General features: G+C 42.5%; 17 protein-coding genes. 13 read left to right on the forward strand and 4 right to left on the reverse strand.

The window, feature by feature from the left end:
- The first annotated feature begins 316 nt into the window (after positions 1–316).
- The 4 genes from ACWPOD_RS02860 to ACWPOD_RS02875 all read left to right on the forward strand — a co-directional run bounded on the left by ACWPOD_RS02860 (position 317) and on the right by ACWPOD_RS02875 (position 4,017).
- Positions 317–1,471, forward strand: a complete 1,155-nt coding sequence (locus ACWPOD_RS02860) for an EAL domain-containing response regulator (RefSeq protein ID WP_456231546.1) — start codon at positions 317–319, stop codon at positions 1,469–1,471.
- 4 nt (positions 1,472–1,475) lie between these two features.
- On the forward strand, positions 1,476–1,625 hold the full coding sequence (locus ACWPOD_RS02865; protein WP_456231668.1) for a hypothetical protein: 150 nt from the start codon (positions 1,476–1,478) through the stop codon (positions 1,623–1,625).
- 6 nt (positions 1,626–1,631) lie between these two features.
- Positions 1,632–2,993 (forward strand): GGDEF domain-containing protein, encoded by a 1,362-nt coding sequence (locus ACWPOD_RS02870; RefSeq protein ID WP_258639712.1) that lies wholly within the window; start codon positions 1,632–1,634, stop codon positions 2,991–2,993.
- A 136-nt stretch (positions 2,994–3,129) separates the two neighbouring features.
- On the forward strand, positions 3,130–4,017 hold the full coding sequence (locus tag ACWPOD_RS02875; protein WP_134645616.1) for a LysR family transcriptional regulator: 888 nt from the start codon (positions 3,130–3,132) through the stop codon (positions 4,015–4,017).
- On the opposite strand, the gene ACWPOD_RS02880 is transcribed toward ACWPOD_RS02875, so the two are convergent.
- Positions 4,014–4,622: a response regulator transcription factor gene (locus tag ACWPOD_RS02880; RefSeq protein WP_167427435.1), complete on the reverse strand. Its 609-nt coding sequence runs from the start codon at positions 4,620–4,622 to the stop codon at positions 4,014–4,016. The two genes, ACWPOD_RS02875 and ACWPOD_RS02880, sit on opposite strands and share 4 nt — an antisense overlap.
- Positions 4,623–5,100: 478 nt before the next feature.
- On the opposite strand from ACWPOD_RS02880, the gene ACWPOD_RS02885 reads away from it, so the two are divergent.
- Entirely contained in the window at positions 5,101–6,081 is a 981-nt protein-coding gene (locus ACWPOD_RS02885) for a chemotaxis protein (RefSeq protein WP_025998672.1), read from the forward strand.
- Positions 6,082–6,132: 51 nt separating this feature from the next.
- Here the strand turns inward: ACWPOD_RS02885 and ACWPOD_RS02890 are convergent, their stop codons facing one another.
- Positions 6,133–6,657 carry a prepilin-type N-terminal cleavage/methylation domain-containing protein gene (locus ACWPOD_RS02890; protein ID WP_074190600.1) on the reverse strand — a complete coding sequence of 175 codons (525 nt, stop codon included), beginning with the start codon at positions 6,655–6,657 and terminating at the stop codon, positions 6,133–6,135.
- A gap of 446 nt (positions 6,658–7,103) precedes the next feature.
- Here ACWPOD_RS02890 and ACWPOD_RS02895 point away from each other — a divergent pair, with 446 nt between their 5' ends.
- The 4 genes from ACWPOD_RS02895 (at position 7,104) to ACWPOD_RS02910 (ending at position 9,953) form a co-directional block, all read left to right on the forward strand.
- Entirely contained in the window at positions 7,104–7,826 is a 723-nt protein-coding gene (locus ACWPOD_RS02895) for a sulfite exporter TauE/SafE family protein (RefSeq protein ID WP_005395248.1), read from the forward strand.
- A 101-nt stretch (positions 7,827–7,927) separates the two neighbouring features.
- Positions 7,928–8,833: an EamA family transporter RarD gene (rarD, locus tag ACWPOD_RS02900; RefSeq protein ID WP_167427437.1), complete on the forward strand. Its 906-nt coding sequence runs from the start codon at positions 7,928–7,930 to the stop codon at positions 8,831–8,833.
- Positions 8,834–9,039: 206 nt separating this feature from the next.
- Entirely contained in the window at positions 9,040–9,426 is a 387-nt protein-coding gene (locus ACWPOD_RS02905) for an MAPEG family protein (protein ID WP_167427438.1), read from the forward strand.
- Positions 9,420–9,953 (forward strand): DNA mismatch repair protein, encoded by a 534-nt coding sequence (locus ACWPOD_RS02910; protein ID WP_167427439.1) that lies wholly within the window; start codon positions 9,420–9,422, stop codon positions 9,951–9,953. The genes ACWPOD_RS02905 and ACWPOD_RS02910 overlap by 7 nt, the downstream gene beginning before the upstream one ends.
- 291 nt (positions 9,954–10,244) lie before the next feature.
- Here ACWPOD_RS02910 and ACWPOD_RS02915 read toward each other — a convergent pair whose 3' ends face one another.
- A complete protein-coding gene (locus ACWPOD_RS02915) occupies positions 10,245–11,609 on the reverse strand; it encodes an endonuclease/exonuclease/phosphatase family protein (protein WP_167427440.1) in 1,365 nt (454 codons plus the stop codon).
- Between the two features lie 352 nt (positions 11,610–11,961).
- On the opposite strand from ACWPOD_RS02915, the gene ACWPOD_RS02920 reads away from it, so the two are divergent.
- Together ACWPOD_RS02920 and ACWPOD_RS02925 are read left to right on the forward strand one after the other, a co-directional pair.
- On the forward strand, positions 11,962–14,067 hold the full coding sequence (locus ACWPOD_RS02920) for a M4 family metallopeptidase (protein WP_456231547.1): 2,106 nt from the start codon (positions 11,962–11,964) through the stop codon (positions 14,065–14,067).
- Between the two features lie 150 nt (positions 14,068–14,217).
- The gene (locus ACWPOD_RS02925; RefSeq protein ID WP_005395239.1) at positions 14,218–14,532 is read left to right on the forward strand and encodes a DMT family transporter; all 315 of its coding nucleotides are present in this window, start codon (positions 14,218–14,220) and stop codon (positions 14,530–14,532) included.
- 83 nt (positions 14,533–14,615) lie between these two features.
- Here the strand turns inward: ACWPOD_RS02925 and ACWPOD_RS02930 are convergent, their stop codons facing one another.
- Positions 14,616–15,521, reverse strand: a complete 906-nt coding sequence (locus ACWPOD_RS02930) for a DMT family transporter (RefSeq protein ID WP_167427442.1) — start codon at positions 15,519–15,521, stop codon at positions 14,616–14,618.
- 184 nt (positions 15,522–15,705) lie between these two features.
- On the opposite strand from ACWPOD_RS02930, the gene ACWPOD_RS02935 reads away from it, so the two are divergent.
- Both ACWPOD_RS02935 and ACWPOD_RS02940 read left to right on the forward strand, forming a co-directional pair.
- Entirely contained in the window at positions 15,706–16,164 is a 459-nt protein-coding gene (locus ACWPOD_RS02935; RefSeq protein WP_167427443.1) for an NUDIX hydrolase, read from the forward strand.
- 114 nt (positions 16,165–16,278) lie between these two features.
- The gene (locus ACWPOD_RS02940; protein ID WP_167427444.1) at positions 16,279–16,851 is read left to right on the forward strand and encodes a GNAT family N-acetyltransferase; all 573 of its coding nucleotides are present in this window, start codon (positions 16,279–16,281) and stop codon (positions 16,849–16,851) included.
- Positions 16,852–16,899: the final 48 nt, after the last annotated feature.

Genomic DNA, 16,899 nt, shown 5'->3' on the forward strand with positions numbered 1-16,899 from the left:
TATATCAGTAATTTATATTTCATTTCGCTATTAGTCGAAATTTGACATTTAGCCGACACAAATTAATCTGACTGCCCAATCTGAGTAAGGCTTTATGCTCAGTACGATAAGTCGTATTACAGCGTTGTCCGTTGCCACATTTTTGCCAGTGGTTTCTTTTTTAACTCATTGATAGTGAGAGTTATTGAGAACTGATAAGCGGACGGAGTTTTACATTGAGGCTGAGTAATGCTGGTCGATTTTGATCAGCGAGTGGCAGGATTAATTTAACCAATCGAGCAGGAGATCGAAAATATAGACTACTGGATAGAGATAAATGAATACACAGCTTAATGTGATGGTGATTGATGGTCATCCTCTACAAACCAAGATACTTACCCAAATATTGGGTCATAGTGGCGCGTCAGTCAGTACATTCAATTGTGTGGACACTGCTATTCAATGTGCACAAAAGCAATATTTTGATGTGATCTTTTGCGATCTCCAGATGCCGGGAAAAGGCGGTATCGACATCTTGGAAGTATTCGACCAAATTCAGTATCACGGGCAAGTCGTGCTAGTCAGTTTGTTGGAGCAGAGCATCATCTCGGCAGTACGAGAAATGTGCGAAGGGTTTAGTTTTGAGATATTAGGAGAACTGCCTAAGCCGTACGACGAAATGCAAGTGGTTAAACTCCTCAACCAAATAAAAGATGAAAGAACGCGAAAAACAGCGTTTGCTCAACCTATCGTACTGCAAGACCGGGAGTTTTTATTTGCTTTGGGTGAAGGGCGAGTGAAGAATTATTACCAACCTTTGGTAGACGCACACAGTGGTGAGCTTTTAGGTTATGAAGCGTTAGCGCGTTGGGTGCATCCCATTTATGGCGTGTTGTTACCAAACCACTTTCTTCCGATCGTAAAACGATGCCATTTGTCTTCTGAACTTTTTCAATCAGTGCTGATTAATACAATCTATGACATCAAAAATAGGGGATTAACCCAAAAGGTCTCGATTAATGTCGACCACGAAAACTTGAACGACCCTGACTTCTCGCATCGTTTTATTCAACAATGCTCGGAGAGCGGTGTCGACCCGTCACAAATCACCATTGAGATTACAGAGCGAGAAGCTTTCCAAGCTAGCACATCTATCTACAAAAACCTCATCAAGCTCAGAATGAAAGGTGTCACGGTATCAATTGATGATTTTGGTACGGGCTCATCTACATTTGAAAAGTTGGCAAAGTTACCTTTTAACGAGATCAAACTTGACCGCGCTTTTGTCTACGGAGCGAGTGAAGACCTGAAAAAGAAAAGCATTGTCATCGCCATTTGTGCTTTAGCGAAAAACCTAAATATTCGTATTGTCGCCGAAGGTGTCGAAGACGAAGTAACCTATAAAACCATGCGCGAATGTGGAATAGACATCTGCCAAGGCTTTTACATTGATAAGCCCATGCCGTTAGAGGTAATCACTATTTTGAAGTAAAGATATGAAAAAATTGAACTGTTTGATCTTTGATGATCAAATGCTTATCTGTATGGCTATCAGTGATAAAACCGTGAGTACCAAGAAACGTCGATTTCTAGACAAGTTTAATGTGAATAATGTTATTGAACTTGCAAAAGTAGTAGGAACATAAAGTGTTATGAATGTAAGAAGTTTTGTTTCTTCTTTTGCGGTTGCGATGTTGTTATTTATTGTATCGGTGACCATGATTGGTGCTGTTCTCATCTCTTATGAGGAGAAGCAATTTAATACGTACGCTAACAATTTAGCAAAAACAAAGCAGAAGGTCATTCTGCTAGGCTTGTTGACCGAAGCTCAATTGGCGCAGTATGAAAACTTCAGCATCGAACAAATAGAAGTACTGACTGACTTCAGTTTTCAAGATGCAATTTATGCTTTAAGGCCGTATAAAAACCTAGATTATGTAGAAACTGTTGCTCGTAAAGCCCTACACCAAGCAGAAGCACATTTGTCCAATGTCTACGATAGAGAAGACGCCATATTGTACTTTCGTTCTTACACTAGTGACAAACTCATCTTAGAACGACCAATCCCAGCTCTAGAGGGATCTAAAGAGACGTTTGATATAGAATGGTGCAGAGTGAATTCCGCTTGTATTCTTGCCGCGTGGAAAGAGCAGCTCTCCGACCGAGTTCTTATCTCTAAGCCCTTCAAAACCACGTATTCAGATGAGATGGCATTAAGTATCATGAGTCCCGTCTACTATAGAGGGAAGCTTGTCGGCGAATTCTCGGAACAACTGTATTTATCATCGCTTTATAATGAAGGCAAAGCCGTTGACGTAGAGGTTAGTAACGGAAATAAGCAGATAATTATTTACTTTCCGAGCTACCCCTTAGCTCATTTTGCTTACACTCAATCCTATGTTGCCGACAATAATAATCTTGTTATTTACCAATATCCGTTTAGTAAAATAGTGGTGGACTACAGCTTTATTCTTGTCATCTATTCTGTCGTAGCGTTCGCCTATTATCGAAAAGCCAATGAATCTAAACAGAGCAAAATTCAATTAGAAAATGCTCTGAGTGATGTAACGCAAGATGACTTGACCGGATTATTAAATCGGCGAGTATTTAAAGAAGAGCGGTTTAAACATCGAATGGAGGTTGAACCATACTCTATCATTGCGATTGACGGAAATCGTATCAAGAAGATTAATGATCGTTATGGACACCATGTTGGCGATGAAGTCATTGTTATTATTGCAGACTCAATGAGAAAGGTTTTTCGGAACAGTGACTACTTAGTCAGGACTGGTGGTGATGAGTTTATTGTAATTTTGCCCGGATGCAGCATGAGCAAAGCTTCCATGTTAGCGAAAAAGCTCCGTGGCGTTGTTAAACACAATCGTTTAAATACATTAGATATAGAGATCAGCGTTAGTACTGGTGTTGCTGTGCGCGAAGAGGATGAAACGCTGCAAGAGGTGATCGTGAGAGCAGATGAAGAGTTATATGAAATGAAAAAACAGCGTGTTTGAGGACAACAATACATAACCATGACATAACTGTTTGATAAATTTGACCAAGCAGTACCCTTGGTCTTTTATATTAGTCGAGCAATGCATAATGCTCCTTTGATTGCTGATTAGCATAAGACCCAACTGGTACTGTATCGTGAACAAAGACCTTGATCTAAACCTATTAAAAATACTGGTTCTGCTAGAAAAGCATCGTCAGCTTAAACCCGTAGCGAAAGCCTTGGGCAAGAGTGAGGCGTCGATCAGTAAATATCTTGCTCGCTTACGCATCCAGCTTGGTGATGAACTATTCATTCGTCACCCACATCATTTAGAACCCACCAACTTTCTGATGCGTCAGCTACCCAAAATTGCAGATGCATTAGATAACTTAGAAACATGCCTAGTTCGATCAGAATTCAAACCAGAAAAATACAGTAAGGATATAACGGTCTGTTTACCCCAAACGGCTCAGTACTCATTTGGACACTTGTTGGCGATGGATTTAATGACGCTGTTTCCTAAAGCTCATATTACTGTCGCAACCATCACGGAATATACGGTGGACGAAATCCTTTTAGGCAAAGTGGATGCCCAGCTTCATTACTTCAATGATGAATTGCCAAAATCTATCCATCAGAAATTTATTGGCTACGCGCCTGCTGTGGTTGTTGTTCCGGAAGAGCTTGGGATCACCACTCTTGAAGAGGCTGCCAAACTGCCATTTATTATGCTTGAAATTATCGGTTGGAAAGAGAAAGAGCAGCTTGCAAAACGAGCAATGGAGAATCACGGTATGGTGATCAATCGAATTGCAGCGCTAGATAACGTGAGCAGTGTGCTAAAGCTGCTCAAACAAAAAAAGGCGGCGACGGTTTTTCTGGAGTATCAGGCGCCAATCGAAGGATATCGTTTTATTTGTATTCCTGAATCTTATTACCCCAATGGCTGGCCAAAGGTTGTACTTCAGATGAAGCAAAGCCATCGTCACGACGCAATGCACCAGATATTAACCGATGCCATTGCAAAATATATGAAGAACTAACGATCGCATTGAATGTTTTCAGCGCTTGGGATCGTATGCAGTAATTCAATCAATGAATCTGCATGGTATTTTTTCAAAATACGAGTTTTGTAAGTGCTGATGGTTTTAGCGCTGAGCGATAGTTGTTCTGAAATACGTTTATTTGAATAGCCCTGAGCTAAGTAGTGGAACACCATGGCTTCGCGATTGGATAGCGTGACATCACCAGTAGAAGGAGCGTGAGTAGACTTAAACATAGAGTACCCACGTGAGACACTCACAATCGCGTCAGCAATCGCTTCTTTTGTCTCGTTTTTATTCAAGAAACCATGAGCTCCCATCTCGTAAGCCGCTTTAGAAAGGCTGGAATAGTCGCGTGAAGAAATGAAAAGTAATTTACCTTGATAGCCCGTTGCTAAAATATTCTTCGCCAAACGCATACCATCTCGATCACCAAGGACAACGTCTAGAATAATAAAATCAATTTTTGTATTTCGAACTAAGTCCATTACTTCTGCGCTGTCTTTCGACTGAATGACTTCGGCTGTGTTGATTACGCTCTCAACAAGAGAAGTCAGTGCTTCGCTGTAAAGTGGTTGGTCATCAATGATAAGAACACTATTCAAATGGAGCCTCACTACTATCCGAACTGTCATACCGCCCAACGCAATATGATTGTATTAAGAGGGATTGTAGGAAAAACCTTTCTGATGGAAAGGAAAATGACATTTTCTATAATTGAAATTCACTGAGCACAATTGAATAAGATACTGTCGAATACGCCAATACACGAGGGATTTCATATGTGTGGGTATAGTGATAGGCCAACGAAAAACATCAATATTAACCCTAAACTTTTCATCGAAATGGCCGCTAAAAGTGGGAAGGTAAGTTCGCACTAAGTTAACTCATGTTATCCTGTTCAAAAATGAGACATTTTTTCACAGTTTGATATGGAAATGTGCGTTGGCCGTCCTTTTGGTGGTTTACAAACTTTGTTGTAACGACTAAAAAGGATTCTTGGATTTTTAGCCTGAGAATGGCTTCTCATGGCGTTTGCATCAAACTTTTTCTGATGCGTATTTTGGTTGGATAATTGGCTTTATGAGTAACGTAACCAGCACCATTTTGACAGAAAGTGGTACCAATGAGCTTGAAATCATCGAGTTTCATTTAGAAAAAACATTGCCGGATGGCAGCACAAAAACTTGTTATTACGGCATCAACGTTGCGAAAGTACGAGAAGTGATTCGCGTACCAGAGACAACCGATTATCCAAACGCACAACCTCACATGATCGGGGTGTTTTCGTCCAGAGATGTATTGACGCCTTTAGTTGATTTAGCTGGTTGGTTAGGTGTACCAACACGTCAGGACCTAGAGCGTAAGTTTGTTATCGTTACTGATTTCAACAAAATGACCAATGGCTTTCTGATTGATAGTATTTCACGTATTCATCGTATTTCTTGGAATGATGTGGAATCACCAAGTCAGTTTTTGGAAGCGGGCGAACAAGATTGTGTAGTGGCAGTTGTTCGCAAAGAAGGCAACCTGATCATGATTCTCGACTTTGAAAAAATCATCGCGGATATTAACCCAGAGCTGAGTATGGAAAAATACGATGTGAAAGGGGATAAGTCGGTAGATCTAAACCAGAGAATGGTGGGTAAGCGTAATGCTAAAACGATCATGGTGGTGGATGACTCAGCATTTATTCGCTCTTTGATTCAAGATACATTAGCTTCTTCAGGTTACAATGTGATCACTTGTAAAGACGGTGGTGAGGCTCATGAGAAATTAATGAGCTTAATCGAGGTCGCGAAAGAAGAAAACTTGCCAGTTAAAGAGCTGTTAGATGCGGTGGTTACAGACGTAGAAATGCCTCGAATGGATGGTATGCACTTAGTGAAGAGACTACGCGATACTGAAGCGTTTCATGAAATGCCGATCATTATGTTCTCATCATTGATGAGTGAGGATAACCGGGCCAAAGCACTGTCTCTTGGCGCAAATGATACGATTACCAAGCCAGAGATTGGCCGTATGGTGAATATGATGGATAAATACGTGTTTAACTTTGCGTAAACAAACCCGATAAGATTAAAAATAAGGCTGCCGATGGGCAGCCCTGTTGTTTTAAGAACAATGATTAATTACTAGAGTATAGTCTTGGTTTTCTCTAAGTGGTGGACCATAAATGATACTGCACTTCTCTTTTGACGCACTCTTGTCATCTCTTGCCATTATCGCTACGAGCCTTTTATCTTCAAAAGCCTCAATTTTCCAATCTGTTGTACCGTACTGATGTTCAAGTTCATGAACAAGCAACCCCAAAGCAGTCTCATCTGCATCAGGGTATCCGTATAAGAAGACGCATCGCTTGTTGGCGCCAATAGTACAGCCTTCGAAAGGCAGCTCTGCTTTGGTGAATTTATTATCAAAATTTGCAACATATGCTTTGCTCTCCAACCCTGCAATCGCCATTTTCCCATAACCGACACCGAGCGCTGATGCAATCGCGCCCTTCATGCCTTCTAAACGCGCTTCACGCGCATCACTTTGAAGGTTTAAAAAGCGTGGTGCGGCAGTGACAGCAAGAATGCCAAGCACGACAATAACTACGACTAACTCTATTAGAGTAAATCCAGTTTGTTTTCTCATATTATTTTCACAGCAAGTTAAAGGTAGAAAAAGTAACACTGACCGTACACTTGTTGTTGTGTAAATAAGTACGGTAATGACAAAATGATCAATAGTATAAAGCGATGAGTCATAAAGTGCTATACCGACGTAGTGAGAATCGGTTACGCCTATATAGAGCGGGAGGAGGATTCAAAGATCTAATGCGGCCGTTTTTGAGCAGTCATTAATTCCGTGGAAGAAATGCTGCATGAACAGTCGAGCATGAATTCGCCTAGATATAAGCATACGCGTACATCGGCTGAATGAAAGACGAAAAGAAGTGACGGCAAACCGCACAAATGGATTGTCTTTTTGTTCACTTTGATGAATGCTACGCGAGATTCATATCACAACACACTCGACGCATTCATCGTGCGAATGTGCTTTGCTTTCGTGTTTGGCTTTCAAATATAAGAATAATCTAGATGGAATTCGATTCGATAAACTTGCTTGCGATAGGGCTAATATTTCTTGGCTCTTATGTACAAACCGCAATAGGCTTTGGCTTGGCAATTGTTGCCGCACCTTTACTGATTCTTTGGGCGCCGGAGTATGTGCCTGCACCAATCTGTTTAGTCGCGTTATTTATTTCGTTGATGAATGCGATGAAGCACCGCAGTAGTGTTGAAATCGGCGGTTTAAAAATGGCATTGATTGGGCGTGTGCCCGGATCGGTCGCTGGCGGCTTGCTACTGTTTTTTGTCTCGACTCAAGCCCTTACACTTTGGATTGGTTTTTTGGTGTTATTCGCGGTTGTGGTGAGTGTTTTACCGTTTCGGGTTGAACCCACACCTGCGCGTATGACATTAGCAGGATTCTTTTCTGGATTGTTTGGTACCAGTTCGGCGATTGGAGGCCCACCGATGGCGTTGTTGTTGCAACATCAAGAAGCGAATCAGTTACGTGGTAACCTATCGGCATTTTTTGTTTTCAGTTCCATCATTTCGCTCGTTGTTCAAATTCCCGCTGGTTTCTTCACATTACACCATTTGGTGATTACTATTCCGCTATTACCTGCGGCAGCACTTGGGTATTGGCTCGCGATGAAAACCACCCAATCGTTACCAAAAGAAAAAATTCGATTTGGAGCACTTATGTTGTGTTTTGTGAGTGGGTTTACAGCAGTAGTACAAGCGTTGAACCAATAATGCCCTCAGCATCTTAAATTCACAGGGATATCGCGTTCCTTTTATCATGCATAGCGCGATTTGTTTGCGCTGACTTATTCGTTTAGATGAGCGATAGTTTTATGAATAACACTCGTTATGGCACTTTTATGGCAGCATTCTCCTTTGTAATTTGGGGGCTGCTACCCATTTATTATCGTTATTTACCGAATGCTTCAATGGATGAGTTGCTGGCATGGCGAATCATCGGCTCAGTTCCTGTCGGTTTCTTAATTGTGCTTGGTATAACCCGTCGAGGACCGAGTTGGAAAGAAATCTGGTGTGACAAAAAATCTTTGTGGTACACGTTTGTCGCGAGCAGCTTGATGTGTATTTCATGGAGTGCGTTCACTTGGGCTTTGACTCACCATCGAGTCATCGATGCAAGCTTAGGCTTTTTTATTGGACCGTTAGTGTCTGTGGCACTAGGCGTGTTTATTCTTGGAGATAAGCTATCAAAAGGCAAACTCATCGCAATTGTGCTAGCAACAATTGGTGTGATGTATCAAGTGATTCATTATGGCCAGTTGCCTGTTATCGCACTAACGATGGGGTTGTTCTTTGCTTTGTATGGGTTGTACAAAAAGAAGATAAAATATGACTGGAGCACCACCTTATTTGTTGAAGCTCTACTATTGACTCCAGTTGCCGTAGCGTATTTGTTTTACAAACAATGGACAGTGGGTGAGCTGGCTTCAGGCGTAGATATCACAACATTGCTTTTGTACTTTGGCAGCGCACCGATCACGCTTTTACCACTGATTTTTTATTCTATCGCGATACGTATAACAAACTTATCGACAGTTGGTTTAATGCAATACATTGAACCAAGCTTGCAATTTGTTTTGGCTGTGATGTTTTTCGGTGAACTGTTTGATGAAGTTAAAGCAGTGACCTTTGCCTTTATTTGGGTGGGGCTGTTATTTACAATCTTTGAAAGTATTGTCAAAGGGCATAAGCGTAAAAAGCTGGCCAATCATCCTTTATAGTGCACCATTCTTGAATATTCACGATTTCACTCTGACGCCCTCTATTCGAGGGCGTTTTTAGTTCCATAAAGTATTCTCTTACTCGTTTTCTATATTCGAGTCAAAGCATAATTTGAGGTTAACTGACGCATTATCATTAGGATACCGCTATATTTATAGCCAAGTAACACGCTATATAATGAAAACCGGATCAAAAAGGACGACATATGATCACAGCTCTATACGCTAGCATTCTTGCAATACTGATTATTTGGTTGGCCGTTCAAGTGATTAAGCAGCGTCGCTTAAATCAGGTTGCTTATGCTGACGGAGGAGTAGAGGCTCTCCAAATCGCTCGTAGTGCACAGAGTAACGCGACAGAATATATCCCCATTACTCTGATTCTAATGGCACTATTAGAATTCAATAGCACTTACCCAACCTGGATACATCTCACAGGCATTATTTTCGTGATCGGTCGGATTATCCATGCTCGAGGTATATTGAAAGAGGACTTAAAAAGGCGTGTTAGGGGCATGCAGGTGACATTCCTAGTGATACTTTCTCTGGTTGTGCTGAATATGATTTATCTTCCGTACGATAAGTTATGGTAAGTCTTCGTAGCTATATCCCGCCGTCATGGGTACTCGTTCTGATTGGGTTAGTACTGAATATTGGCGCTATCGTTCTTACTAGCTTGGTCCTTGATAGGCTTGGCAAACAGTATTCGCAACTCGCAGAGCAAAAGGCGGAAAACTTGTATTCCATCCAACTCGCGTGGAATAGCGTTGAAACTCTAGAAAGAAAAAGAGAGGCGTTGCTGCTTCACTTGCACATAGGTCAGAGCGCAGCGATACCTTCGGAGATAGAACAGATATTGGAAGGGCACTTATCCTCTTGGACTCATCACGAATCGGATGAAATACAAATAGATAAACTCCCTCAGCTAATGTCAAAGATAAACCAAGCACAAGCTTCGTATAGAGATCGCATTGATGACTATTACATTGAGAATGTAGAGCTCAATGAGGTAATGGCAAAGCAAGATGAAAAGATCGCTTGGTACAAGAATATTGGGCTCTTCTTGCAAGTATTCGGACTCGCATTAATCCTCGCACGTGATTTGGCTAGGAAGCCATAGAACAAAAGTTAATGGTAGAGTCTATTGCGAAATGCCAATTATAATTTGCAAATTGCAATTCATTGCGCGAGCAAACAGTGGCTATTGGTGAAGTTTTAATGAAAGTGGTTAAATAACAACCTGTTTTGTGCGCTGCAAAGTTGGCACGTCTCATGCTTTAGTATGAGTGACCCTTTCTAAGCCGAGGGTCACCTAGCCAACTGACGTTGTTAGTGAACTACTTTGTTCACAAATATATACAGCCAATCACGAATCCTTGTGGTTGGCTTTTTTTTATTTAAATGGCACAGTTTAGAACTGTGCTTTAATCCAGATCATGCGATGGTCGGAAGACACATCTTTGCCATCACCATACTTACCAATACGCGCATCGTTAAATAGCTTACGACCTTCTTCATAAGAAGCTGACCAGTATACACCAGAGTCCACCACATTTAGGTTTGCAGAAGGCAAGGCATAATCTACACCTAAGCCAAACGTCGAAGTGATGCGATTCGGATATGGGTGAGTGGAGCTGCGGTCAACAGCGTGTTCGGCTGCCCCAAAGCTTGTCGGATAAAGCTCGCCATTCATCACGGTTTGGTTAACCAATGGATCATTATGCAGTTCTTGCATTACAGAGCTAATACCGTCACCGGCTACTGGATCAAGGTTTTGATCGCCCATCATTACGAATTTAGCCCCGCTCGCTAAGCCGCCTTTCTTACCAGCATCGTCGTAGAAATAGTCTTTACCTTGAATATAGTGATGCCAGAACTCTACTTCGGCTGCGTTTTGCGCTTTGTTTTTACCTGGGTCGAATACTGGTGGAGTAGGGTGCGACATCAGTAGATGCACAACTTCCTCGCCATTGCGAGTCGGAATGATAATTGGTGCATCTACGTGGTTTTTAGAAGATAGGCGTACTTGATCCCATTCTTCTGCAGAGTACCACTCATCACCACACTTCATGCCATCTGGAATTTTTTGTGAGCCGTCACAGATAGTAATGGTTGGAATCTTCGCACCTTCCATATCTTTCCATTTAAACGCTTGGAACGTGCGCGTATTTGCCGTATCAATCTTGTATTTAGACATTAGGGCAAAGGCGTATTGACCGTGGTACATGCCAAAGCCCCATGCATCGCCCGGCATTTGACCTGCTGTTCCATTGTTGTCGAGGTCAAACTCGCTTAGCAAACCTGTGTTGGTAGAGTAAGACTCCGCGTAAGGATATTCGATAGGTTCAAGGTTCGCTTCACCGCCTGCACCATTGATGCTTTGCGCGACAGACAGGTAGTTCTTCTGGAAGCCTTCAAGGGCAGCTTTATTTTCGCCTGTTCCGTCGTTGTTGTATTCCGCCATCATAAGAACGTCAGGGCGATTCTTCTGAATAATCGCAGCAACGTTCCGAATTTGAATGACTTTTTCCGCAGTGGTTTTGTCTTCAGCGGCGATAGAACCGTCTAAATAGGCAGTAACCAATACAGTTTGCTGCGCTGGTTCAATTTGCATTTCACTCACTAAAGCTTCAAAAGTTGCACGGTCAAAAGAGAGGTTGTAAGTCGCTATTTTTACTTCTTTAGGCTGAACATTGACGTATTCAGTGTCGTCATTACATCCAGATAATAGAGCGGCGCCAACAAGGAGAGCGATAGAGGTTTTGATTGTTTTCATGGGTACGTCATACCTTATAATTGATTCGGCTGAATATTAAAGTCATCAGTAATTGTTTTAAGCGATATCAATCACACAAACGTTTTCATATTTACATGTTCAATTAGTTTTTGTGTGATTTGTGCAATAAACGCAACACTTTCAACACCAAAAGGTTATATGCAAATTGTTAAAAAACGGTGTCGTTTTTAATAGATGAAATGGCACTAAAACATAAGCTGTATGATTGTGTGTGCTAAAATCAATGAGCGGGATGATTACGATAAGTTTGACTTCACTTTTGGGTGAGAAACAAACAAATAAGAACTGGTCAGTTTGGCTTTGCTATTGATGCAAAATAGGGGGCTAACCGATGGGTTCAGTATCAAACTATCAGAGCAGGCTATTTGTCACGGCAATGCTTGCTTCACCACTTCTTTTTTCAACATCTTTATCCGCCGCTCAGTCCGAACGGCTAGAGCAAAACCATGGTCTTGTTGTTGCTTTAGAAAAACGCAACCTTGCAGCCACGCAAAATATAGATCGTGTGTTAGGTTTACAAAATGGAAATCGTTTACAAGAGCTGAAAACCAACCAAGGTAAAAACGGCGGTACGCATAGTCGTTATCAGCAGATGTTTAAAGGCGTCCCGATTTGGGGCAAGCAAATTGTCGTACATCGTGATAAACAGGGCAAAATCAAGCATATCAACGGCACTCTCGTAAAGGATATTGCCCGAGACATCAATGATATGGTGCCTAAATTGTCGCTTTCTCAAGCAATGTCTTCAACGCAAAAGCCGTACCGAGAAAACGGATACCAAATAGAGAATCAGCGCCAAGGTTTACGTATTTATGTCGATAAAAGTGACGTGGCGCACTTAGCTTATATTGTCCAGTTTTTTGCTGATAATGAGCATGATGGTAAGCCTACGCGTCCCACCTTTCTTGTTGATGCTAAAACAGGAAACATTTTGCTGCAATATGAGGGGTTAGCGCACGTAGAAGCGAATGGTCCGGGAGGAAACCAAAAAATTGGTCGTTATCACTATGGTGTGGATTTTGAGTCTCTATTAGTCCAGCAATCTGGTGATACGTGTTTGATGGATATTCCAGGCGTGGTCAAAACCATTAACTTGAATGGTAGGACGTCTGGCAATACACATACGTTCGTTTGTCCAACCAATAGTGTTAAAGAAATTAATGGAGCGTACAGCCCGTTAAATGATGCGCATTACTTTGGCAAAGTGGTATACGACATGTACAAAGATTGGCTGAATACTGCTCCCTTAACGTTTCAGCTTCAAATGCGAGTGCATTACCGCAAACGCTATGAAAACGCCTTTTGGAATGGCTCAAGCATGACTTTTGGCGACGGTGCGAGTTATTTCTATCCTTTAGTGAGTTTAGATGTCTCAGCGCACGAGGTTAGCCATGGATTTACAGAACAAAACTCTGATCTGATTTATTCAGAGCAATCTGGCGGAATCAATGAGGCTTTCTCAGATATGGCAGGTGAGGCGGCTGAATTCTATTCACGTGGTTCTAACGACTGGAAAGTTGGGTACGATATTAGAAAGGCTGCCAATGCGGCGTTGCGTTACATGGATAATCCGCCCCTTGATGGTCGTTCAATTGATCACGCGTCTCAGTATGTGAGTGGCATGGATGTGCATTATTCAAGTGGTGTGTTTAACAAAGCGTTTTATCTATTGGCGGTTGAGTACAATTGGGGAACGCGACAGGCGTTCGAGGTTTTTGCGTACGCTAACCAGAACTACTGGACGCCAAGCGAAACGTTTGACTCTGCAGCTGCGGGTGTATTGGCGGCCGCCCAAAGCTTAAACGTGGCGGCGAATGATGTAGCCGACGCTTTTGCTCAGGTCGGTGTTTCAGTTGATGGCGGAGTCGTCGAGCCACCATCTAGCACGTGTGAGGCTATCGCCCTAAACAATGGTGTTTCCAGCAACATAGACTCTTCATCTACTGGTGAGTGGCATTGTTTTACGATTGATGTGCCTACCAACAGTTCAGACTTTATTGTTACCACATCGGGAGCAAACGGCGATGCGGATCTTTACGTTAAGCTGGGAAGTGAACCAAGTTTAACCAGCTACGATTGTCGCTCATACAGTAGCAACAGTAATGAAGCATGTAGTATTACTTCTCCGAATGAAGGAACGTGGCACATTGGCGTGTACGCTTACAGCAGTTACAGTAATTTGAATGTGGAAGCAAGTTATGTAGGACAAGAAGCGCCACCACCATCTGATGAAGTTACTACACAATCAATCAACAATGGTAAAACATGGACGGCGATTATTACTGGTTCTGGCTTGATGAATGGCGTGTGGAATGTTATTTCAAATACGCCGTGTGATAACGATAACGAGTGCAGTTTATCCGGTATCGGAAAGAAAACCAGTGAGGTTAGCTTTACGTTGACGGATGGTACCGTATTCATCATCGCTAAGCCCTAGCGATTTTTATGTAAAGAGGCCCTGAAATATCAGGGCCTTATTTTTTTACGTTCAATTTTCTGTATATAATAGCGAGTTACAAAGAAGTGAGGACGACCTCACCGCTCTATCTTTTCTCGGGGACGACCCCATCTCGTTGGGAAATATGACATGGCTTGGGGAATTCTCTTCATTGCTGGCTTATGCGAAGTGGCATGGGCTGTCGGACTAAAATACTCACAAGGTTTTACCAAATTGGCGGCATCTGGCTTTACCGTTACGTTTATGGTGTTGAGCTTTTGGTTACTTGGAATTGCATTAAGGACGCTACCACTCGGTATCGCTTACGGCGTTTGGGTAGGTATAGGAGCGATTGGAACGGCAATCGTCAGTATCTACATATTTAACGAGCCCGCGACGCTAATAAAATTGCTGAGTTTATTGCTTATTGTAGCTGGTATCGCTGGATTAAAATTATCCGCTTAACGTCAGGTTAAACATAAAAAAGAAAGCCAGAGTCGACTCTGGCTTTTTACGTTTTAGTGTTATCTCGCTTTGGGGCTGAAGGGTTAAGCGCTGCGCTTAACGAATGGCAATCGCAAATGGTGGCCAAATACGTTAATGAGTGCGCCCGCTACAATTAGTGCACCACCGATGTACGTCCAGATGAGCGGGATTTCGCCGAAGAAAATGATGCCTAACAACACAGAAAATACGATCTGAATATACGAGTAAGCAGACGCTTTGCCCGCTTGCTGAGTTTGCATTGCTTTGGTTAATCCCAATTGCCCAACTTGGGTGAATACACCAATCAAAACCAACATGAAAGTCAGATACAGGTCGGGCATAACAAAATCATCGCCAATCAGTAAGAGTGAAGCGGGCAGAGCAACCAGAGGGAAATAGAAAATGATCACTGAACTATCTTCAGTTTGGCTAAGTTTTCTAACAATGACATAAGCAATTGAGCTACCAAATGCGCCCAAGATTGCAATCATTACGCTAAACATAGGTAAAGTGCGCTCTGCTTCTTGTCCTGTTTCTGGACTTACCATTATATAGATGCCGAGTAAGCACAAGGCAATGCAAAGGAACGTCGATGGTTGAATGCGTTCCTTCAAGAAAAAGACGGCTAGGAGCGCAGTAAATACTGGGTGAATGTATTGGAAGATGGTCGCTTCTGCCAAAGGTAAGGTAGTCACCGAATAATATACGCACATCAATGCCATGGTGCCCACTGCGCCACGCGCAAACAGTAATGGCTTATTATTGCCCCATACAGAAATTCGTTTTCGCTTAACATCTAAATAGCTAATAACAAGTGAGACGAGTGCCCTCGCTGCAACAATCTCAAATACAGGAATACCATGAAGACTGACATGCTTTACTGTGGCAGACATTAGCGCGAAACCGAATGCGGAGAGCACCATAAAGCGCACACCAATGGGAACCAGAGTGTTGAATGAATTAGACATTTTACTGCTCATTTGTTGCGACAGATCGCACTTTAGCATACTCAGCTCACAAAATGATCCGTGATATTCAAACACATCTGCCGAGAGTGAGAATAAGCAGTAGACTATGGAGTCTCAAGCAACCCTATCTTTGATTCGCGCATGGAGCGCATCTAGGAAATATCTAGATATTTAAGGAGCATACATGATCCCAGTACAAGCGACGCATACTTCTGGCGTTGTCATTTCTAAAATTGATGGCGTCGATAAAATGCTGTTGCTCAAACGTGTTAGAGGTGGTTATTGGTGCCATGTTGCTGGTGGTGTAGAGGCCGGTGAAACCGGATGGCAAACTATTCTCAGAGAACTGAAAGAGGAGACGCAAATTGACGATGTTGAGTTACATACTGCAGACTTTCTAGAACAGTTCTACGAAGCAAAAAATAACCGCATCATGGTTATTCCATGCTTCGTAATGTTTTGTCCACCTAACCAATCGGTTGTACTTAACGAAGAACACACAGAGTATTGTTGGTGTACGCTTGAAGAAGCAAAACGACTAGCGCCGTTTGCAAATCAACACCACCTTTACGAACATGTGTGGAGGCATTACGTGGATGTGGAGTCGTTGACGCCATTTACGTTGATTGAACAAACAGACTAGACGAGATAACCATCCTTTTAAGCACGTTTGAAATAACGAATATGGAAGTTTGTTCTCAACGCAATGAGGCGGTAGGATTTGTGAGTAGTGTTTACTGAAAAAGGGATAATGTGGATGGATGAGGTCATGTGCCAAAAGGCGTATCAAGGAAATAGCATGCAGGCCAGTTTTTCTGTTTCAGACAGGGTCTCAATTGAGCCTCTTACCACCAAACACGCGACCGTTTTACTGGAAGTGGTGAACACGTATCGAAACAGCCTCTCTGGCTATTTGCCTTGGACGGACTTTGTGACCAACCGCAGAGAAGCGGTGAACTACATCTCTCAGCGCGTGAACAGCAAAGCGTTAGATGCCCACTGGTGCGCTATTTATTTTGATGGGCAGTTTACGGGTGTTATTGGCATTAAAGGTGTGGATTCGCACACACGCGTCACTGAGATTGGCTATTGGCTTGCCAACAATGGGCGAGGACACCGAGTGATCGACCAAGTACTCGCGGTGTTGATTCCTTTTTTGAAGCAGAAAGGGCACGCGCAATTCATCCAATTCCACTGTATGGAAGACAACATTGCCAGCATCAATATTGCTGAGCGTGCTGGTGCTACATTAAAAGAATACGTTGATCACGAGTTCGAGACGCTTGACCGCTCTCAACGGCTCGGCATTTATGAGTTGCGTCTGACTTAGCTCCAAACCCACTGATATTTTAATCAGAGTTCGAACTCTAATTTCGCG

The organism is Vibrio sp. JZG120, assembly GCF_053890955.1.

What these genes read in the sequence shown, in the direction of transcription:
- ACWPOD_RS02860 (WP_456231546.1), top strand. Translation starts at nt 317, where the DNA reads ATGAATACACAGCTTAATGTGATGGTGATTGATGGTCATCCTCTACAA.
- ACWPOD_RS02865 (WP_456231668.1), top strand. Translation starts at nt 1,476, where the DNA reads ATGAAAAAATTGAACTGTTTGATCTTTGATGATCAAATGCTTATCTGT.
- ACWPOD_RS02870 (WP_258639712.1), top strand. Translation starts at nt 1,632, where the DNA reads ATGAATGTAAGAAGTTTTGTTTCTTCTTTTGCGGTTGCGATGTTGTTA.
- ACWPOD_RS02885 (WP_025998672.1), top strand. Translation starts at nt 5,101, where the DNA reads ATGAGTAACGTAACCAGCACCATTTTGACAGAAAGTGGTACCAATGAG.
- ACWPOD_RS02890 (WP_074190600.1), bottom strand. Translation starts at nt 6,657, where the DNA reads ATGAGAAAACAAACTGGATTTACTCTAATAGAGTTAGTCGTAGTTATT.
- ACWPOD_RS02895 (WP_005395248.1), top strand. Translation starts at nt 7,104, where the DNA reads ATGGAATTCGATTCGATAAACTTGCTTGCGATAGGGCTAATATTTCTT.
- rarD (WP_167427437.1), top strand. Translation starts at nt 7,928, where the DNA reads ATGAATAACACTCGTTATGGCACTTTTATGGCAGCATTCTCCTTTGTA.
- ACWPOD_RS02905 (WP_167427438.1), top strand. Translation starts at nt 9,040, where the DNA reads ATGATCACAGCTCTATACGCTAGCATTCTTGCAATACTGATTATTTGG.
- ACWPOD_RS02910 (WP_167427439.1), top strand. Translation starts at nt 9,420, where the DNA reads ATGGTAAGTCTTCGTAGCTATATCCCGCCGTCATGGGTACTCGTTCTG.
- ACWPOD_RS02915 (WP_167427440.1), bottom strand. Translation starts at nt 11,609, where the DNA reads ATGAAAACAATCAAAACCTCTATCGCTCTCCTTGTTGGCGCCGCTCTA.
- ACWPOD_RS02920 (WP_456231547.1), top strand. Translation starts at nt 11,962, where the DNA reads ATGGGTTCAGTATCAAACTATCAGAGCAGGCTATTTGTCACGGCAATG.
- ACWPOD_RS02925 (WP_005395239.1), top strand. Translation starts at nt 14,218, where the DNA reads ATGGCTTGGGGAATTCTCTTCATTGCTGGCTTATGCGAAGTGGCATGG.
- ACWPOD_RS02930 (WP_167427442.1), bottom strand. Translation starts at nt 15,521, where the DNA reads ATGTCTAATTCATTCAACACTCTGGTTCCCATTGGTGTGCGCTTTATG.
- ACWPOD_RS02935 (WP_167427443.1), top strand. Translation starts at nt 15,706, where the DNA reads ATGATCCCAGTACAAGCGACGCATACTTCTGGCGTTGTCATTTCTAAA.
- ACWPOD_RS02940 (WP_167427444.1), top strand. Translation starts at nt 16,279, where the DNA reads ATGGATGAGGTCATGTGCCAAAAGGCGTATCAAGGAAATAGCATGCAG.